This is a genomic window from Methylophilus sp. TWE2, from assembly GCF_001183865.1.
Lineage (GTDB): Bacteria > Pseudomonadota > Gammaproteobacteria > Burkholderiales > Methylophilaceae > Methylophilus.
The window spans coordinates 1,396,605-1,415,006 of sequence record NZ_CP012020.1; the positions used below are offsets into that span (position 1 = coordinate 1,396,605).

Sequence of the window (18,402 nt, forward strand, 5' to 3'; positions counted from 1 at the left end):
GCGATGTTGTCGCCATGGCCGGAAAGACCGCTGATTCAGAATCTCGACAGTATATCCATAAGTCCCGATAAAGCAAAGCACGACCTGCAACTATGACTTCACAATTTCAAACATCATCCTTGCCGCCAGCGCTAACCAGCAGTGCAAGCGACTCTGAAGCGCGGCCAGCCAGTGACCGCGTGACGCATTTGCGTGTGGATGAGGCTTCGGAAACACAACGTATAGATAACTACCTGGCCAAGGTGCTCAAAGGGGTACCCAAAAGCCATATTTACCGTATTTTGCGTAGTGGTGAGGTCCGCGTAAACAAGAAGCGGGTGGACGCCGAATATCGTTTGCAACTTGGTGATGAAGTCAGGGTTCCACCGATCCGCATTGCTGAAACTGCGGCCAAGCCGTCTGTCAGCAACATTAAAGTGAAGTTGGCTGAACAGGTGATTTATGAAGATGATGCCATGCTGGCTCTGAACAAGCCTGCCGGAATGGCGGTGCATGGCGGCAGTGGTATCAGCCTGGGCGTCATTGAGCAACTGCGCCTGGAGCGTCCACAAGCCAAGTTCCTGGAGCTGGTGCATCGGTTGGACCGTGAAACCTCAGGGGTATTGATGATTGCCAAAAAACGTTCAGCACTCACAGCCCTGCATGATGCCATGCGGCATCACCGTATGGATAAACGTTACCTGATGCTGGTACAAGGGCAATGGCTGGAGAGTAAAAGGAAAGTGACTCTGGATCTGCAAAAGTATGTCACAGAAGAGGGGGAGCGCCGCGTACAGGTCGTTGATGAACCTTTGCTGAATACTGAACCAGGGGGGCGTAAATCACTCAAAGCAACGGGTATTGTGGCTAAGCGACATGCTGCCAAAGGCAAATTTGAGGTCGAAACACAAGTTTCTGAAACCTGGTTTTATCTGCAGGAAAACTTGGGCGCTTACAGTTTTCTGCAAGCCAAGCTGATTACTGGCCGTACGCATCAGTTACGTGTGCAATTGTCGCATTTGGGATTCCCAATTCTGGGAGATGATAAATATGGGGACTTTGCGCTTAATAAACAATTAAGCAAACAAGGTCTCAAGCGCATGTTCCTGCATTCCAGTGAAACCCGTATTGCACATCCCCTGACAGGTGAGCCATTGCATCTCGTCGCGCCGCTGCCCCTTGAGCTGGGGAGTTTTCTGCAACAACAGCGTCAATTTAAGTTGGTAAAGTAGTGATGCGCACAGATTTATTTATAAAAGTAATATTAGGAAAGTCACTCAGTGAAACAATTTGATTTAGTGGTTTGGGATTGGGACGGCACGATCGCGGACTCTACCGGCCTGATTTCGCAGGCATTAATAAAAGCGGCAGAGCAAGCAGGTTTGCCAGGCCTCAGCGAAGCGCGGGCGCGCAGTATTATTGGCTTAGGCTTGCGTGAGTCGATTGAAGTGCTGTATGGAGATCTCCCGGAGTTTCAGGCGCAAGCCCTGGCAACGAATTACAATCGTAATTATTATGCCAATGAAAACAACATATTACTGTTTGCTGGTATTGCTGAACTGATTGCCAGTGTGGATAAAAAAGGATGTAAACAGGCCGTCGCGACAGGAAAGGGGCGGCGTGGGTTGAATACCGCGTTGCAACTTTCTGGATTATCCCGATATTACAATGCCACCAAAACGGTGGATGAGTGTTTTTCCAAACCACATCCGCAAATGCTGGATGAGCTCATGGACGAACTGGTGGTCATGCCTGAGCGCACACTGATGATTGGTGACTCGCAATATGACATACAAATGGGCAAAAATGCCGGGGTCATCACAGCGGCGGTCAGTTATGGCTCGCAAACAGCCGAGCATTTACAGCAGTATTCCCCGGATTATATATTTGATGATGTGGCAACATTAAGTGCCTGGCTACTGGAGCAAACATGAGTGATGCCGTGACCTTTAAAAGTGAGGATTTGCTCGAAAAGGGGAATGGCTTGCGTTTTGCTGTGCCTGTGCTTGGGCCGCATGCGACTGGTTTCGTCGTGCGCTTTGAAGGCAAGCCTTATGCGTATGTGAATCGTTGTGCACATGTGCCGGTGGAGCTGGACTGGGAGCATGGCAAGTTTTTTAATATGACCCAGGAATGGATCATCTGTGCCACACACGGTGCGATGTATGCACCCCAAACCGGACGTTGCGTCATGGGGCCATGTCAGGGAAAAAGTCTGTCACCGATTCCGGTCACAGAAGAGGCGGGTGTCATCAAAGTCCATCTGGATCAGTTTTAAGTCTGTACTCAGGTTGGAAATAGAGCGTTAACAAGCCGATATAATTGTTAGAATAGCCAAAATTATTGACGAAAGTTGAATTATGCAAGAAGAACATCAGCAGTCATCTGACTCCAAATCCACCACGCAATCTCCCGATTGGGCAATGCGCACCTTAGAGAAAATTGCACTGGCTGGATTGCAGGAGCAGAAAGCAGCCAGGCGCTGGGCAGTTTTTTTCAAATCCCTGAGCTTTCTTTTCCTATTGCTATTGTTATTGGTGGTGATGGGCGTGGTTGGGCAAAATAAGACTGCGTCGACTGCACACACCGCCCTCATTGATATTGCCGGTGTGATTGAAGCAGGCGGCCAGGTCAATGCCGATGCAGTCATCAGCAGCCTCAACGATGCTTATGACAACAAAGGGACTAAGGGGATTATTTTGCGTATCAACAGCCCTGGCGGTAGCCCCGTGCAGGCCGGTATCATCAATGATGAAATTCACCGCCAGCGCAAATTGCATCCAGAAATTCCGGTCTATGCCGTGGTAGAAGATATTTGCGCTTCTGGCGGATACTATATTGCCGTGGCTGCTGACAAGATTTTTGTCGATAAAGCCAGTATCGTCGGTTCTATCGGCGTATTGATGGATGGTTATGGCTTCACCGAACTCATGAAAAAGGTGGGTGTTGAGCGCCGCCTGCTGACGGCTGGTTCAAACAAAGGCATGCTGGATCCTTTCTCCCCTGTTAATCCTAAACAGCAGGCTTTTGCACAAACTATGCTTGATCAGATTCATCAGCAATTTATCACTGTCGTGCGTGAAGGCCGCGGGAGCCGCCTGAAAGAAAATGAAGAGATCTTTAGCGGGTTGTTCTGGAACGGTGAAGAAAGCATCAAATTGGGCTTGGCAGATGCGCAGGGGAGTGCAGAATATGTGGCAAGAGAAGTGATCAAGCAAGCTGAAATCGTTGATTTTACTTATCAGGATACTGTTGTTGACCGTTTCGCCAAGAAATTGGGGGCCAGCATGGCGCAGGAGTTGGGCATGAGTGCCAAAAACCTGCTGCCGTCCCTGAGATAGGCGATAAATTTAGCAATAAAAAAGGGGCGTTAGCCCCTTTTTTATTGCCTGAGATTTATTTCTTGGTTTTATTCTGCTCGTTACGTTGCTTCAGCTTGGCGCGCATTTCGTTTTTGCGTCTACGCATGGTGACCAGACCTTCGCCTTTTTTACGCTCATCTTCTTGTTTGTCAAACGGGTTCTCACCTTGGTGGTACTGCACGCGTAATGGTGTACCTACCAATTGGAAGGCCTTGCGGAAAACGCCTTCCAGGTAGCGGGTATAGCTGGCCTTGACGCCATCGACGTGGTTGCCATGGACCACCACAATCGGCGGGTTGCTGCCGCCCTGATGTGCATAGCGCAATTTAGGACGGATGCCTTTACTGATCGGTGGCTGATGCTGTGTGGTGGCTTCGCCGAGCACACGCGTCAGTTGTGGTGTGGCCAATTTGGCCATCGCGGCTTTAAACGCCACATCGACTGAGCCCAGCAATTCATTCAGCCCCTTTTTACGTAGCGCTGAAATATAGTGAAACTTGGCAAAGTCCAGGAATTGCAGTTTGCGGTCAATCTCGCGCTTGATCCACTCGCGTTCATCATCCTGCAGGCCATCCCATTTGTTGATGGCCACCACTAGCGCTCGGCCAGCATCGACAATGTAGGCAGCCACATGTGCATCCTGTTCGGTAATGCCTTCTTTGGCATCGACGACCAGAATCGCCACATTGGCGTCTTCAATCGCCTGCATGGTTTTGATCACAGAAAATTTTTCTACGGCTTCGAATACTTTGCCGCGTTTGCGTACGCCAGCGGTATCAATAATGGTGTATTGCTTGCCATTTTTTTCGAGTGCAATTTCTATCGAGTCACGTGTGGTACCGGGCTGGTCAAATGCAATCACACGGTCTTCACCCAGCAGGGCATTCACCAGCGTAGATTTACCGACGTTCGGACGCCCTACGATGGCAATTCTCGGGTTATCCTGGTTGGCAGGTTCAGGTGACTCAATTTCTTTATCGCTGATGGTTTCCAGTGCGAGTTCAATGAGGTCACGCACGCCTTCACCATGGGCAGATGAGATGGACAGGGGGTCACCCATGCCAAGCTCATGAAAATCGGCACTGACAATTGCTTTGCGCATGCCTTCGGTTTTATTCACCGCCAGCAGCACAGGGCGTTGTGCCTTGCGCAGGGTTTGAGCAATGGTGAATTCCTGAGGCGTCAGGCCGGCACGGGCATCGACCAAAAAGATAATTACATCGGCTTCGTCAATGGCCAGTAGGGTTTGCTTCGCCATTTCCTTAAGGATGCCTGTGTCTGCCGTTGGCTCGAAGCCACCGGTATCAATCACCAGATAAGGTTGGCTTGCGCCTAAGCCGCGACCATAGTGACGGTCGCGAGTCAAGCCAGGCAAGTCGGCAACCAGCGCATCGCGTGACTTGGTCAGGCGGTTAAATAATGTAGATTTGCCGACGTTAGGTCGGCCAACAAGCACAATGGTAGGTAACATTATTTGTAAGTGACTGCGTAAATGTGGCCGTCACGCGATTGCGCAAAGAATTGGTTGGCATTGCTGCCTGCAATCAGTGACATGATGGGTTTGGAGCCCAACTGCAAGCGACCAACAAAACTGCCATCATCCTGGCTGAGTAAATGGATATAACCTTCTAGATCGCCTACGGCAACGATATTGCTTAAAGGCAATGGCACGGTCAGGTTACGGTAGCCCAGATTACCCTGGCGCCAGAACGTTTTTCCGTTGCTGGCATCCAGTGAGTAAACGGAACCTATGGTATGGCTTAAGTAGACTTTGTTATTCTCCGCGGTGAGGCCAACATAACTGGAGATATCACGATTCCAGACAACCTGGCCGCGTTGACGGTCAACTGCAGCGACTTTGCCCTGATAGGCCACCACATACACCAATGGGCCGTCAACGAACGGAAGGCTGGTAATGTCGGCGATACGTTCAATCTCAGTCACGCCTTTGGGCTGTGCGACGGTGGCTTCCCAGATCAGTTTACCGTTGTCTGCTCGTATGGCAATCAGTTTGCCGCCAGGAAACCCGGCATAGACGGCACCGCCATCAACGACGATACCCGCCTGTGTTTTGAGGGAAAGGGAAGGGGTTGCGCGCTCGTAAGACCACTTGCGGCGGCCGTCTGCGGCATCTATCCCGTAAATATGGTGGTCGCTGGTGCGTACGATGACTGTGCCATCATAATAGCGTGGTTGCCCCTGAATTTCACTGCTCAGGATCGCACTCCACAGTTTTTTGCCGTTCAAATTTAAAGCGTACAAATGGCCTTTGCTGGTGCCAGCCAATACCAGGCCGCCACCCAAGCCCACACCACTGCTGATGGGCTCGCCAAGTTGGGTTTCCCAGACTTTTTTACCTGTTTCAGCTGACAGTTGCATCACGCTACCTTCAACATTGACGGCATAAATCAGGTTATCTGCCAACACAGGTGCATACGTAAAGCGACCAGCTTCGCCAACATCGGTAGACCACAAAACCCGTGTCTCATAGGACGACTTGATATCCTCCAGTTCAACAGGAGGGTTGGCTGGTTCTGCCCCAAAAATACTTTCGCTGAGGTTGGTTTTCACATCATTGAAAGCCGTGCATGCAGAAAGCCCGCTAGCCAACAGGCATAAGGCGGCGAGCGTGACATGTTTGAGTGATTGCGACTGGTAGCGCAGGGCAGGGAAGTCAAACTTCATCGGTGGTTATCCCAGTGCGTCCAGTTTTTGCTGGGTCAGGTAAAAGAGTTTGCCTTCAGGGTCCAGGCCTGACAGTGCTTTGTTGTAAGCTTCTTTGGCTTCTTTTTCCTGCTTATTGGCCATGTAGATATCACCAAGTAAAGCATTCTTGATGCCGTCAAAGCCTTTGTCATCAATGGCTGCCAGGGTTTTTTTAGCATCGTCCAGCGCATTGCGTTCAATCTGCAAGCCCGCAATCTCAATCGCGGCCATATGTTTAATTGCAGGCTCCTTGGCTTCAGCCAGCGCCCAGCGCAATTGTTTCTCGGCGGCTTCTGACTGTTTGGCTTCGTGCAGGGCATGTGCTGCAAACAGTGCCGCACGGCCAGCATAAGGGGTCATGCTGTAATCTTTTTCGATAGCTTCAGCCTCTTTGCTGATTTGTTCGGCTTTTTTGCTGTCTACATCCAGCAATGACGTGCTCACCAGTGTTTGGTAAGCTGTTGAAGCTGCTGTGGCCTTGCTGTTCATCCAGGATTGATAACCCTGCCAGCCACCATATACCACTACTGCAGCAATTACCAGGCGCGTGACCAATTTACCATTTTTGTTCCACCAGGCTCTAAACTCGTCCAGTTGTTCCTGTTCTTCCAAATCGTATGCCATTGAATTTTCCTGCGTATTCTTATGTGAGTTTTGTCGAGATTAAGCTGCTACTGCACGTAATCCATGGCCTGGAATCGCGCTAAGCAGCTGTTGGGTATATTTTTGTTGGGGAGCATTATAAATGGTTTCTACGCTTCCTTGCTCAATTACTTTGCCTTTTTGCATGACCAGTACCTCGTCCGCAATGTGCCTGACCACGCGTAAATCATGCGTGATAAACAGGTAACTGAGCCCCATTTCCTGCTGTAGTTGCTTCAGCAGTAGTAGAATTTGCGCCTGTACGGAAACATCCAGCGCCGAGACCGGCTCGTCGCATACCACTAGTTTGGGTTGCAGTATCAGGGCACGCGCAATGCCTATGCGCTGGCGTTGCCCACCGGAAAATTGGTGCGGGTATTTATGTACATCTTCTGCTTGCAGCCCGACTTTTTCCAGCATTTGTACAACCATGTCCTGTTGCTGTGATTTGTTTCCGATACCGTGTATGACCAGGCCTTCAGCAATCACCTCACCGATCCGCATCCTGGGATTCAGCGAAGCAAAAGGGTCCTGAAAGACCATTTGCATATGCCGGCGTGCGGAGCGCAGGGCAGATTTATCCAATGCCAGGAAATCCTGTCCATCAAATATCACTTCTCCGCTATCTAGCGGCAGCAGGCGCATGAGGCCGCGCGCCAGTGTCGACTTGCCGCTGCCAGATTCACCGACCACGGCCAGCGTGGTGCCTTTTTTCATTGTCAGGCTGACATTTTCGAGCGCATGGATGGTCTGTGTGTTCAGGCCTAAAGTGCCAGTGCGCTGATGATAGGTTTTGTTCAGGTGACGTGCTTGCAGCAGGATATCGGACATAAGCGCTCCATCAGGCGGGCGTGAGCCAGTCATAACGCATGGGTTGCAATATTTTTTTCCCTTCGGCGTCAGGCACACAGGCGAGCAGGGCACGCGTGTATGGGTGTTGTGGGGATTGCAAGACCTGTTCGACATTGCCAGCCTCCACAATTTCACCCCTGAACATGACGATGACTTCATCGGCAATATCGGCCACGACACCGAAATCATGGGTAATAAACAGCATGGCCATCTGCATGCGACTCTTCAATTCATCCAGCAGGCGTAATACTTGCGCCTGCACCGTCACATCCAGGGCTGTGGTCGGTTCATCTGCAATCAGTAAAGCTGGTTCGCAAGCAATGCTCATGGCAATCATGACACGTTGGCGCTGGCCGCCAGAAAGCTCGTCCGGATAGCTGTTTGCACGCGCAGGATCTATCCCCACTTGCTCTAGTAGCGAGGCTACCTTTTGTTTCAGTATCTGACCTTTAAGCCCAAGGTGTGTCTGTAAAGGCTCGCCAATCTGGAAGCCTATGGTCAGCACCGGATTCAACGAGGTCATAGGCTCCTGGAAAATCATGCCCATTTGCCTGCCACGCAGATGCTGCATGGCAGCATCGTTGAACTGGCTGATATCTTGTCCCTGGAAGAACACGTGTCCTTGCATGCGCAACTGTGGCGACAGCAGTTGCATGATACTGAGCGCAGTCAGGCTTTTGCCGCTGCCAGATTCGCCAACGATACAAGTGGTTTTTCCGCGTGCCAGCGTGAATGAGACATTGCTGACCAGTTTACGCTCGGGCGTATGCGCCGGCGTAATGCTCAGATTTTCTAAACGCAGAATTTCGCTCATTCTATGCTGTAGACCACGGTGACCACGACACGGGCAATTTTATCTACAGTGGATTTGTCATAAATGCCCCCATAGCTGTTATCACTGTCCTCGCCGCCGGTGGCAGGCAGGATATAAAAAGCACCCTGGCTGGCAGATTTCATGACGCCCACCTTGACGCCATCCTGTTTGACAAACTCGGTGGCACGCGTACGTGCATTTTTGGTGGCGTCTGCAATCAGCGACATTTTGACGGTTTCGAGATTGCTGACCAGGTATTCCGGTGGTTGTGAAGTCACCGGGTGATTATCGGCGCGCAAGGTTAAAATGGCCTGGTTGGCTGCGGCGATTTTTTTGAGGTCGGTGGTGCTGATATGCACACTCTGATAGCCCTCAAAGCCACGCTGGACCTGGCGTGGACTATCGTGTATGTACTCTTCTTCGTAATGCGGACCTAATGTTTGCACATCAATTGTCCGCATGCTGGAATCCAGGCCCTGCTGATCGAGAAAGTTTGCCAGGACGGCTCTTTCACGGTCTATGGCACGCAGGGTTTCGGCTTGTGTAGGTGCAACCACGCCAATATTGATGGTCCATTGCGCGCGGTCTGCCTTAACCGGTTTTTCCGCCAGGCCTTTGACGGTGATGGACTGCTGGCTGGAAACAGCGTGTTTGGCCTGCACGCCCAGAATAAAGGCTGCGGATGCCATGCCCACTGCCAGTAACAGGCCCAGGGCCGTCATGGCATTAAAAAAATGTTTTTGCTCTGACATCTGGCCTCCTGTCACGGGTAGCAATTAGCTGGAATGAACGATGCTTAATACCTGGTCAAGTTTAACACGTGCCTGCTCGCCCTGACCCAGCATGGGTTTCAGGCTAAGTTCATCAGCAGCGGCTTCATCATCGCCCAGAATAGCGGCAAACCTGGCACCACTGCGATCTGCTTTTTTCATTTGTGACTTGAAGCTGCCACCACCGGCATGCAACACCACATTAAGACCCATGCTACGCAGGCTTTCGGCCACAGTAAAGGCTTTTTGTTCTGCCAGCTCACCCACGTTGACCAGATAGAGGTCAGGCTGGCTGCTTGCGGTGACGCCATATTCTTGCATCAGCAGGAATACCCGTTCCAGGCCAATGCCAAAGCCACAAGCTGGGGTGGCACTGCCGCCAATGCGCTCTACCAGCGTGTCATAGCGGCCACCACCGGCAATGGTGCCCTGGGCACCCAGCTTGGTGGTGACCCATTCAAATACGGTACGGTTGTAATAATCCAGGCCACGCACCAGGCGGTGATTAATTACATAAGTAATCCCAGCCTGGTCAAGCAGGGCACATAAGCGCGCGAAGTGCTGTTTGGAGGAGTCACTGAGGCAATCCATGAGTTTTGGCGCGGCTTCGCATATGGCCTGCATACGTGGATTTTTTGTATCGAGAATACGTAGTGGATTGCTGTGCAGACGGCGTTTGGCGTCCTCATCCAGCAACTCTGCGTGCTGCTCAAAGTAAGCGATTAATGTCTTGCGGTATTGCGCACGCTCATCGGCGTCGCCTATGCTGTTTAACTGTAATTCAACATCTTCAATGCCTAATGCTTGCCACAAGCGGGCCAGCAGGACAATTTGCTCGGCATCCACATCCGGCCCATCAAAGCCAAACGCTTCCACGCCGATTTGGTGAAACTGGCGCTGGCGGCCTTTCTGCACATTCTCATGACGGAACATGGGGCCCATATACCACAAGCGTTGCGGGCCATTGTAAGTCAGGTTGTGTTCCACCACGGCGCGGACGCAGCCTGCGGTGCCTTCCGGGCGCAAGGTCAGTTTGTCGCCGTTGAGTTTGTCTTCCCAGGCATACATTTCTTTTTCAACGATGTCTGTATGTTCACCCACACTACGTACAAACAATTCGGTGGGCTCCACCAACGGCATGCGGATATTGTTGTAGCCATACTGGCCCAAAATGCTGCGTGCAGTATCTTCGAGTTTGAACCAGAGTGGGGTGGCTTCGGGCAAGATGTCGTAGAAGCCTTTAATGGATTGGAATTTTTGCGTCATAAACTAAATAGCAAGGATAGGGATTACGCCAGGCTTGGCTGCGTGCAGCTTGCCACCTTCTGCGTAATGTGTACGGACATACTCGTCCACGATCTGTTGAAACTCTTCGGCAATGTGGTCACCTTTAAGCGTGACGGTTTTCTCGCCATCGACAAACACCGGGGCCACGGGGACTTCACCCGTGCCAGGTAAGCTTATGCCAATATTGGCTAATTTGGATTCACCTGGCCCGTTGACTACGCAGCCCATGACGGCGACATTGAGCGTTTCCACACCAGGATATTGGCTTCGCCAGATGGGCATCTGATTGCGTAACCAGTTTTGGATTTGCAAGGCTAGTTCCTGGAAATAGGTACTGGTGGTGCGACCACAGCCAGGGCAGGCGGTGACCAGCGGGGTGAATGAGCGTATGCCCATGGTTTGCAGAATTTCTTGCGCCACAATCACTTCTTTGGTGCGTGACTCCGTTGGTTCTGGCGTCAGGGAGACGCGTATGGTATCGCCTATGCCTTGTTGCAGCAAAATCGCCAACGCAGCTGTAGAGGCCACCACGCCCTTGGAGCCCATGCCCGCTTCGGTCAGGCCCAGATGTAACGGGTAGTCACATCGATTGCCCAGCTCCTGGTAGACCAGTACCAGGTCCTGCACATTGCTGACCTTGCATGAAATAATGATCTGGTTGGGGCTTAAGCCTAAATCCACCGCTTGCTGTGCGCTTTCGAGTGCGGACTGGATCAGTGCTTCACGCATGAGTGCATCAGCAGACAGCGGGTTGGCTGACTTGCCATTGTCGTCCATCATCTGCGCCATTTTGGCCTGGTCCAGGCTGCCCCAGTTGACACCAATTCGCACGGCTTTCTTGTAATGAATGGCGGCTTCAATCATGGCAGCAAACTGTTCGTCACGCTTGCTTCCTTTGCCAACATTGCCGGGATTAATGCGGTATTTGGCCAGTGCTTGTGCGCACTCAGGGTAGGCTTGCAATAGCTTGTGGCCGTTGTAATGAAAGTCACCTACCAATGGCACCGGGCAGCCAAGTGCATCCAGCCCTTTGCGGATAGTACCTACCTGTGCCGCCGCCTCCGGGCTATTCACCGTGATGCGTACTACCTCGGAGCCAGCCTGCCACAGTTCATAGACCTGCGCGATAGTGGCTTGTGCATCGGCAGTGTCTGTATTGGTCATGCTTTGTACGACCACAGGGGAAACCGTTGTGCCATTCAGTCCGCCACCGACTGCCACGTGGCCAACCATCACTTGAAGGGTATTTCTACGGGATAGCATGATTGATTATTTCAGTTGAATGCGCGCGACGCGACCACGGGTGGCTTGCGTTAAATCGTAAGGCTGGTTATCAATGGTTAACTGCGTACCTGCAGCGTGGCCAACGGTGATATTCACCGGTTTTTCGGTGACGACCTGGCGCTCTGAGCCAGCAGGCAACACTTCACTGAAGACTTTCTTGCCCTGCATGTCTTCGATACGAACCCAGGAATCTTCACTCACCTTAAACTGCAGATTGGCTTTTTGCGGGTCGGTCGCTTTAATGGTTGTACTCTCCGCTGCCTCTGTCGTGGCTGGCGTTGGCGTACTGACGATAGTACTTTCAGTCATCGTGTTTGTCGCAGGCTGAACCGGGGTGACTTCACTGCTCGTATTGGGTGTTTGCGTATCTGTATTATTGGTCTGGGCATCAGCACTATTGACATCCACATTTTCTGTGCCGGGGGGCGCAGGCTCGGCGACAGCGGGCGGAGGTGTGGAGTCTGCAGGCATGGCAATTTCCTGCTGGGTGGCGTCACTGATTTCCCCCACATCAAGTGCCAGCGATGCATCTTTCAAGGCTTGTGGCTTGATATGATTCACATAAAAATAGGCAGCAATGCCTGCTAGAATCAGGAAAATAAGCAGGGTGAGCAAGCGTTGTGGACGAAATGCAGGCGTTGGCTGGTCAATGACCGAAGGGCTGGCATTGGAGCGGACGCTCAAGGGCAACGGAGCTTTATTGGGGACAATACGTTGATAAGCTTCAAGGATAGGCTGCACATCAATATTGAGTAACCGGGCATAGTTGCGGATAAAACCGCGCACAATACTGGGTTGTGGCAACTTATCAAAGTCATCCTGTTCTATGGCCTGAATTTGTTTAACACCCAACCTCAGTTGGCTGCAAACCTCATGGATGCTCAAACCCTGTGCTTCGCGTGCCGCTTTCAAAACATTTCCGCAACCAGACCCTAAGACAATGGCCGTGGTCGCTGGCTGTGACGCGCTTTCCATGGCCATGGCTGCACCATATTCTTCAGGGCTGTCTATTGGTTCAGGCTGCGTTTCCGGCATATGAGTATCTGCAGACGCAAACATACTTTCCAACGGGTGGCTGTTATTTTCGGTCATGCTTTCAGGTGTGATCTGGTTGCTTGTCGAGGACGTAATGTCCGCCTTGCGCTTACGGCCACGCCTGGGTTTCTCTACCGCTTCTGCCGGTGTGGGGTTGACGTTGGTTTTGTCTTCTGACGTCACTCGCATTTACTCCATATTTTGCAATTGTTTGGTTTCAATGGCGTTAGGGAACAATTTATGCAATTGGACACTATAGTAGGTAGCGTCATCAGTCATATGCAATGACCGGCAAATTCGCACGGCCAGTAATAATGACTCCGGTGTCGGGGCAATGTTCACGCTGTTTTGCAAGGTGTTCAATGCCAACGACGGTTCGCCGCGTGAAAACTGCAGGTTAGCCAGCTGGTATGCACTGGCATGTGCCAGCGGGTCTATCTGCAAAGCTTGGAAAAAGTAATTCTCCGCTTGTGTTTTTTGTTGGGCACGCAGTGCACAAACGCCAGCGTTATAAAGCGCTACCTGTGGGGTTTTGTATAGCGGATTCTTCACTGCCAGGGCAAATTCTTTTTGCGAGGCTTCAAATTTACCCTGCTCGCACAAGAATCTTCCATAGTTATTATGCGATTCAGAGTTTGTTGGTTGCAACTGTATGGAGCGTTTAAAAGCCTCTTCGGCACGGGCCTGATCACCGAGGGTGGCATATACCAGCCCCAGGCCGTTATAGGCGAGGGCATAGCTTGGGCTGCGTTCAATAGCCGTGTTGAACTCTTCAAGGGCTACCTCGTAACGCTTAAGGCGAAAGTATTCTGCACCAAGCTCGGTGTGTACGCGTGCAGATTCAACGTCACCGGTTTCTCGGCCGATCGATTGTTGTTCGTATGGCGAATTGTTATTTGCGGAAGGGTTTTGCGCACAACCCGTCATCCACAGCGCTGTCGTCAGGGCAAGCATGACTGCGGATGGCTTGAAAAAGGTTGATTTCATGGCTTACTGTTCCGGGTGTATCGCAATGGTTTTTTCTGTACGTCTGGTTTTATCCAGGACCTTGCCGGCCAGCTGACCACACGCGGCATCGATGTCGTCACCACGTGTTTTGCGTACCGTCACGACAAAGCCAGCCTGCATTAACATATCACGAAACGCCCGTACCTGCATGGGTTTGGAGGTACCGTAACCACTGTTGGGGAACGGGTTAAAGGGAATCAGGTTAAATTTGCATGGCACATCACGCACGATATTGATTAATTGCTTGGCATGTTCCAGCGTGTCATTGACGCCATCCAGCATCACATATTCAAACGTTACAAAGTCACGTGGTGCTTTGACCAGGTAGCGCTCACAAGCGGCCATGAGGTCTTTGATTGGGTACTTCTTGTTGATAGGCACGATTTCATCGCGAAGCGCGTCGTTGGGCGCGTGCAATGACACTGCAAGAGCGACCGGACAGTCTTCCTTGAGCCTGTCCATCGCAGGTACCATACCGCTAGTCGACAAGGTGACGCGACGGCGACTCAGGCCATAGGCACTGTCATCCAGCATGATCTGCATGGCGGTAACCACGTTGTCATAGTTAGCTAATGGCTCACCCATGCCCATCATGACCACATTGGAAATGATGCGCTCACCGGGTGGCAGCAAGTCGTAACCGGGGGCTTGGCGTAGAGAGTGGTTGGCAATCCACAGCTGGCCGATGATTTCGGAAACGTTTAGGTTACGGTTAAACCCCTGGCGACCGGTGCTGCAGAATGTGCATTCAAGTGCACAGCCTACCTGGCTGGAAATACACAGCGTACCGCGGTCATCTTCAGGAATGAAGACGGTTTCCACACTATTGGACGTTCCGTCTCTAAGGTTATTGGTGCCAATCAGCCATTTGCGCGTGCCATCATCAGACACTTGCTCCAGCTGCACTTCAGGCAAGGTAAATTCGGTTTCCTGGCGCAATTTTTCGCGCAAGGTTTTGGCAATATCGGTCATTTGCTCGAGGTCTAACACCCCGAAGTGATGCATCCAGCGCATCAATTGCTTGGCGCGGAAAGGCTTCTCGCCGAGACTGGAAAAGTACTCGGCGAGTTGCGGTTGGTTAAAATTCAGCAAGTTAACCAAGTGGATTCCTAATTCGGTATCAATTTGAGCGTCTTTAAAGTGACGAAAATTGATTGATTAGCCGAAGAAGTATTTGATTTCGATGGCCGCATTTTCCAATGAATCGGAACCATGTACTGCGTTTGCATCAATGCTGTCAGCGAAGTCAGCACGGATAGTGCCTGGCGCTGCATCTTTAGGGTTGGTTGCACCCATCAGGTCGCGGTGTTTCAACACAGCGTTTTCGCCTTCCAGGGCTTGAATCATCACAGGACCGGAGATCATGAATTTGACTAGGTCGTTAAAGAAAGGACGCTCTTTGTGCACTGCGTAGAAGCCTTCAGCTTCAGCTTGTGTCAGTTGAGTCATTTTAGCGGCAACGATTTTCAAACCGGCATTTTCAAAACGGGTGTAGATTTGACCGATCACGTTTTTTGCAACCGCGTCTGGTTTGATAATGCTGAGGGTACGCTCTAAAGCCATGAGAACTCCAAATAATGAATTAACAAGAAAAACAAACGACTATTCTACTATTTTTAACGTGATTGATAAACCTTGATAGTCGCTTGATGATGTGATTGGTTTAAATAACAGGCATTCATTGCTTTATTTTTTTTATCTAGAGGGAATAGTTGTTTTATGATGTGATGGTTTGCAACGATCACAAGCGCATACGTACTGAATATGGGTGATTAAAAACGAGAGACTAGCCATGACTAATCAAGAACACATCATGCATACATGCCCGGCCTGCGGCTTGCTATGTGACGATATCACGGGGGAAACCATTGCCAAGCAGCAATTTTCCTGTGGCAAAGCCGCAAAATTCTATGCGCGGACCACAAGCGGTTCCCAACCCCAAGTAGGTGGCAAAAATGTTCCGCTGGCGGATGCGGTCAAGGCAGCCGCCGGTTTGCTCAAGCAAGCCGAAGCACCGCTGGTTGCAGGGAGTAGTACTGATGTGCACGGAGCACGTGCACTCGTGAACCTGGCACAGCATACAGGGGCGGCGATGACACATCTGAATGCCAGCAGTACTTTACGCAACATGAAAGTGTTACAACATCGCGGCTGGCAGACCACGACACTAACTGAGGTGCGGAACCGTGCGGATGTGATTCTGATGATAGGCACGGATGTCGTGACGCATAACGCACGTTTTTTTGAGCGTGTGGTGTGGGTCAATGACGCCATGTTTACCGAGCCTGCTGCGCGTAAGGTGATTTACCTGGGCGGTGACAAACTCAATACCAAGCCTGGTGTTGCACCAGATGGACGTACACCAGAAGTCATTGAATGTGCTTCTGAACATTTGCCAGAAGTGATGGCAACCTTGCGTGCCCTGGTGATGGACAAACTTGTGACAGCAGACGACGTTGCTGGGATCGCCGTGAGTCGATTGAAAGCCGTGGCCGAGACGTTGAAAGCAGCCAAATATGCGACCTTGGTCTGGGTCTCAAAAGATTTGCATTACGACCATGCTGAACTCACCATTGAAAATATTACCGAAACCGTGGTGGCGCTAAACCAGAAAAGCCGTGCCATGGGCTTGTCGCTAGGCGGCAGTGACGGAGATACCAGTGTCAACTATACGCATACTTGGCTCAATGGCGTGATTATCGACGCGCCAGAATGGGAAAGCCACGATGCCGTGGTGTGGGTCAATAGTTACAGTCCTGAAGCCATGCCGCCTGCAGATACCTCGCCTGTGATTATATTGGGTGCACCTGATAGCAAGTTTGAAACCGCGCCCGCCGTGTTTATCCCGGTAGCCACGCCAGGGTTGGATTGCAATGGCCAGCAGTTCCGTGTCGATGGTTCGGTAACGCTACCGTTAATTGCAGCCAAACCTTCCGATCTACCTACGCTGACGCAAGTGGTGGCGATGATACAAGCTCAACTACAAGGAGATTTGGCATGATTACGCTACTCAAAAATGCCAAAGTGATTGACCCCGCCCATAACAAAGATGGCGTGGTGCAGGATATTTATATTCGTGATGGCCGCATTATTGCCAAACCGGCCGATAGTGAGAAAATCGGCCAGGTGTACGACCTCAATGGCAAAATCGTCATGGCAGGGGCCATTGATATGCACAGTCATATCGGTGGTGGCAAAGTCAATATTGCGCGTATGCTGCTGCCTGAATACCAGGCCATGCGCAAGCTGCAAGAGCCTGAAGCGCATATCTGCGGCGCCAACTGTAGCCATCATGCCACACCGAATACCACCGATACGGGTATGCGCTACATCGAGATGGGTTACACCGCCGCTTTTGAGCCTGCCATCCTTGCTGTCAATGCGCGTCAGGCCCATATGGAAATGGGTGACACGCCCATGATCGACAAAGGCGGCTATGCCATGTTGGGTAACGATGATTACCTGCTACGTTTGCTAAGCCAGAATGCCGACCAGAAGACTATTAATGACTATGTGGCCTGGACACTGCATGCCACGCAGACAATAGGTATCAAGGTAGTGAATCCAGGAGGCATTTCTGCGTTTAAATTTAACGAGCGTCGCCAGGATCTGGATCAACTGCACAGTTACTACAACATCACGCCACGCCGCATTTTGCAGGCTTTGAGTCGTGCCGTGAACGAGATCGGCATTGCCAAGCCTCTGCATGTGCACTGTAATAATCTGGGCGTGGCAGGTAACTTCCAGACCACCCTGGATACCATGGGCGCCAGCGATGGCTTGCCCATGCATTTGACACATATCCAGTTTCATAGCTACGGCACAGAGGGCGACAAGAAGTTTTCTTCTGCGGCGGCCAATATTGCCGAGGCCATCAATAACAACAAGCATATCACCGCCGATGTCGGCCAGATTCTGTTCGGCCAGACCGTGACGGCTTCAGGCGATAACATGATGCAGCACTTAAACGCCAAAGTCGCCAATCCGAAAAAGTCAGTGATTATGGATATTGAGTGTGATGCCGGTTGTGGCGTGGTCCCTTTCAAATACCGCGATGAAAATTACGTCAATGCTTTGCAATGGGCGATTGGCCTGGAAGTCTTTTTGAGCGTGGACGATCCCTGGCGCGTATTCCTGACCACGGATCACCCGAACGGTGCGCCGTTTACCAGCTATCCGCACCTGATTCGCCTGCTCATGGATAAATCGTTCCGTAATGATGCTTTCGACAAGCTCAACCTAGATGCGCAGGCCATGAGCAACCTGAAATCTCTGGATCGTGAATACAGCCTGTATGAAATCGCCACCATGACCCGCTCAGCGCCAGCCAAATTGATTGGCCTCCAAGACCGTGGTCACTTAGGTGTAGGCGCAGCTGCAGATATCACCGTTTACACTGATCAGGCTGACAAAGAGGCGATGTTTGCCAAGCCAGACTTGGTGTTTAAAGATGGCGAACTGGTTGTTAAAGAAGGCAAGGTGATTAAAGTCGTGTGGGGTGCCACCCATACCGCCAAACCTTCGTTTGACACCGGGGTGGAAAAAGACATCAAACAGTATTTTGACCGATACCACACCATGCAAATGCAAAACTTCAAAATCAGCAATGACCATATTGCGGAAGATGGCCGCAATCATGTGATCAATCATGCGCAGGGGTAAT

The 18,402-nt window shown here is 51.2% G+C and carries 18 protein-coding genes; 6 read left to right on the forward strand and 12 right to left on the reverse strand.

The window, feature by feature from the left end; genetic code table 11:
• Positions 1-92 precede the first annotated feature (92 nt).
• From ACJ67_RS06735 to ACJ67_RS06750, 4 genes are all read left to right on the forward strand, one after another.
• Positions 93-1,211 (forward strand): pseudouridine synthase, encoded by a 1,119-nt coding sequence (locus tag ACJ67_RS06735; RefSeq protein WP_049638414.1) that lies wholly within the window; start codon positions 93-95, stop codon positions 1,209-1,211.
• A 48-nt stretch (positions 1,212-1,259) separates the two neighbouring features.
• On the forward strand, positions 1,260-1,913 hold the full coding sequence (locus ACJ67_RS06740; RefSeq protein ID WP_049638415.1) for an HAD family hydrolase: 654 nt from the start codon (positions 1,260-1,262) through the stop codon (positions 1,911-1,913).
• Entirely contained in the window at positions 1,910-2,257 is a 348-nt protein-coding gene (locus ACJ67_RS06745; protein ID WP_049638416.1) for a Rieske 2Fe-2S domain-containing protein, read from the forward strand. Before ACJ67_RS06740 ends, ACJ67_RS06745 begins: the two co-directional genes overlap by 4 nt.
• A gap of 82 nt (positions 2,258-2,339) precedes the next feature.
• Positions 2,340-3,320 (forward strand): S49 family peptidase, encoded by a 981-nt coding sequence (locus ACJ67_RS06750; RefSeq protein ID WP_049638417.1) that lies wholly within the window; start codon positions 2,340-2,342, stop codon positions 3,318-3,320.
• Between the two features lie 55 nt (positions 3,321-3,375).
• On the opposite strand, the gene der is transcribed toward ACJ67_RS06750, so the two are convergent.
• The 12 genes from der to ndk are packed head-to-tail and all read right to left on the reverse strand — an operon-like array spanning position 3,376 to position 15,302.
• Positions 3,376-4,812 carry a ribosome biogenesis GTPase Der gene (der, locus tag ACJ67_RS06755; protein ID WP_049638418.1) on the reverse strand — a complete coding sequence of 479 codons (1,437 nt, stop codon included), beginning with the start codon at positions 4,810-4,812 and terminating at the stop codon, positions 3,376-3,378.
• The gene (bamB, locus tag ACJ67_RS06760; RefSeq protein ID WP_049638419.1) at positions 4,812-6,026 is read right to left on the reverse strand and encodes an outer membrane protein assembly factor BamB; all 1,215 of its coding nucleotides are present in this window, start codon (positions 6,024-6,026) and stop codon (positions 4,812-4,814) included. The genes der and bamB overlap by 1 nt, the downstream gene beginning before the upstream one ends.
• A 6-nt stretch (positions 6,027-6,032) precedes the next feature.
• Complete coding sequence (locus ACJ67_RS06765) at positions 6,033-6,671, reverse strand: tetratricopeptide repeat protein (RefSeq protein WP_018985455.1); 639 nt, start codon at positions 6,669-6,671, stop codon at positions 6,033-6,035.
• Between the two features lie 39 nt (positions 6,672-6,710).
• Positions 6,711-7,520, reverse strand: coding sequence for an ATP-binding cassette domain-containing protein (locus tag ACJ67_RS14610; RefSeq protein ID WP_082163940.1), 810 nt, complete (start codon positions 7,518-7,520; stop codon positions 6,711-6,713).
• Between the two features lie 10 nt (positions 7,521-7,530).
• Positions 7,531-8,355: an ABC transporter ATP-binding protein gene (locus ACJ67_RS14615; RefSeq protein WP_082163942.1), complete on the reverse strand. Its 825-nt coding sequence runs from the start codon at positions 8,353-8,355 to the stop codon at positions 7,531-7,533.
• Positions 8,352-9,107 carry an SIMPL domain-containing protein gene (locus tag ACJ67_RS06780; protein WP_049638420.1) on the reverse strand — a complete coding sequence of 252 codons (756 nt, stop codon included), beginning with the start codon at positions 9,105-9,107 and terminating at the stop codon, positions 8,352-8,354. Before ACJ67_RS06780 ends, ACJ67_RS14615 begins: the two co-directional genes overlap by 4 nt.
• A 24-nt stretch (positions 9,108-9,131) precedes the next feature.
• On the reverse strand, positions 9,132-10,391 hold the full coding sequence (gene hisS, locus ACJ67_RS06785; RefSeq protein WP_049638421.1) for a histidine--tRNA ligase: 1,260 nt from the start codon (positions 10,389-10,391) through the stop codon (positions 9,132-9,134).
• Positions 10,392-10,394: 3 nt separating this feature from the next.
• Positions 10,395-11,675 carry a flavodoxin-dependent (E)-4-hydroxy-3-methylbut-2-enyl-diphosphate synthase gene (gene ispG, locus ACJ67_RS06790; RefSeq protein WP_082163944.1) on the reverse strand — a complete coding sequence of 427 codons (1,281 nt, stop codon included), beginning with the start codon at positions 11,673-11,675 and terminating at the stop codon, positions 10,395-10,397.
• A 6-nt stretch (positions 11,676-11,681) separates the two neighbouring features.
• Entirely contained in the window at positions 11,682-12,920 is a 1,239-nt protein-coding gene (locus ACJ67_RS06795) for a helix-turn-helix domain-containing protein (RefSeq protein ID WP_049638423.1), read from the reverse strand.
• Positions 12,921-13,718 carry a type IV pilus biogenesis/stability protein PilW gene (gene pilW, locus ACJ67_RS06800; protein WP_049638424.1) on the reverse strand — a complete coding sequence of 266 codons (798 nt, stop codon included), beginning with the start codon at positions 13,716-13,718 and terminating at the stop codon, positions 12,921-12,923.
• A 3-nt stretch (positions 13,719-13,721) separates the two neighbouring features.
• Positions 13,722-14,840, reverse strand: coding sequence for a 23S rRNA (adenine(2503)-C(2))-methyltransferase RlmN (gene rlmN, locus ACJ67_RS06805; RefSeq protein ID WP_049638425.1), 1,119 nt, complete (start codon positions 14,838-14,840; stop codon positions 13,722-13,724).
• A gap of 57 nt (positions 14,841-14,897) precedes the next feature.
• The gene (gene ndk / locus ACJ67_RS06810) at positions 14,898-15,302 is read right to left on the reverse strand and encodes a nucleoside-diphosphate kinase (protein ID WP_049638426.1); all 405 of its coding nucleotides are present in this window, start codon (positions 15,300-15,302) and stop codon (positions 14,898-14,900) included.
• A gap of 229 nt (positions 15,303-15,531) precedes the next feature.
• On the opposite strand from ndk, the gene ACJ67_RS06815 reads away from it, so the two are divergent.
• Both ACJ67_RS06815 and ACJ67_RS06820 read left to right on the forward strand, forming a co-directional pair.
• Positions 15,532-16,740 (forward strand): formylmethanofuran dehydrogenase, encoded by a 1,209-nt coding sequence (locus tag ACJ67_RS06815; RefSeq protein ID WP_049638427.1) that lies wholly within the window; start codon positions 15,532-15,534, stop codon positions 16,738-16,740.
• On the forward strand, positions 16,737-18,401 hold the full coding sequence (locus tag ACJ67_RS06820; RefSeq protein ID WP_049638428.1) for a formylmethanofuran dehydrogenase subunit A: 1,665 nt from the start codon (positions 16,737-16,739) through the stop codon (positions 18,399-18,401). Before ACJ67_RS06815 ends, ACJ67_RS06820 begins: the two co-directional genes overlap by 4 nt.
• The last annotated feature ends 1 nt before the right edge of the window (position 18,402 follow it).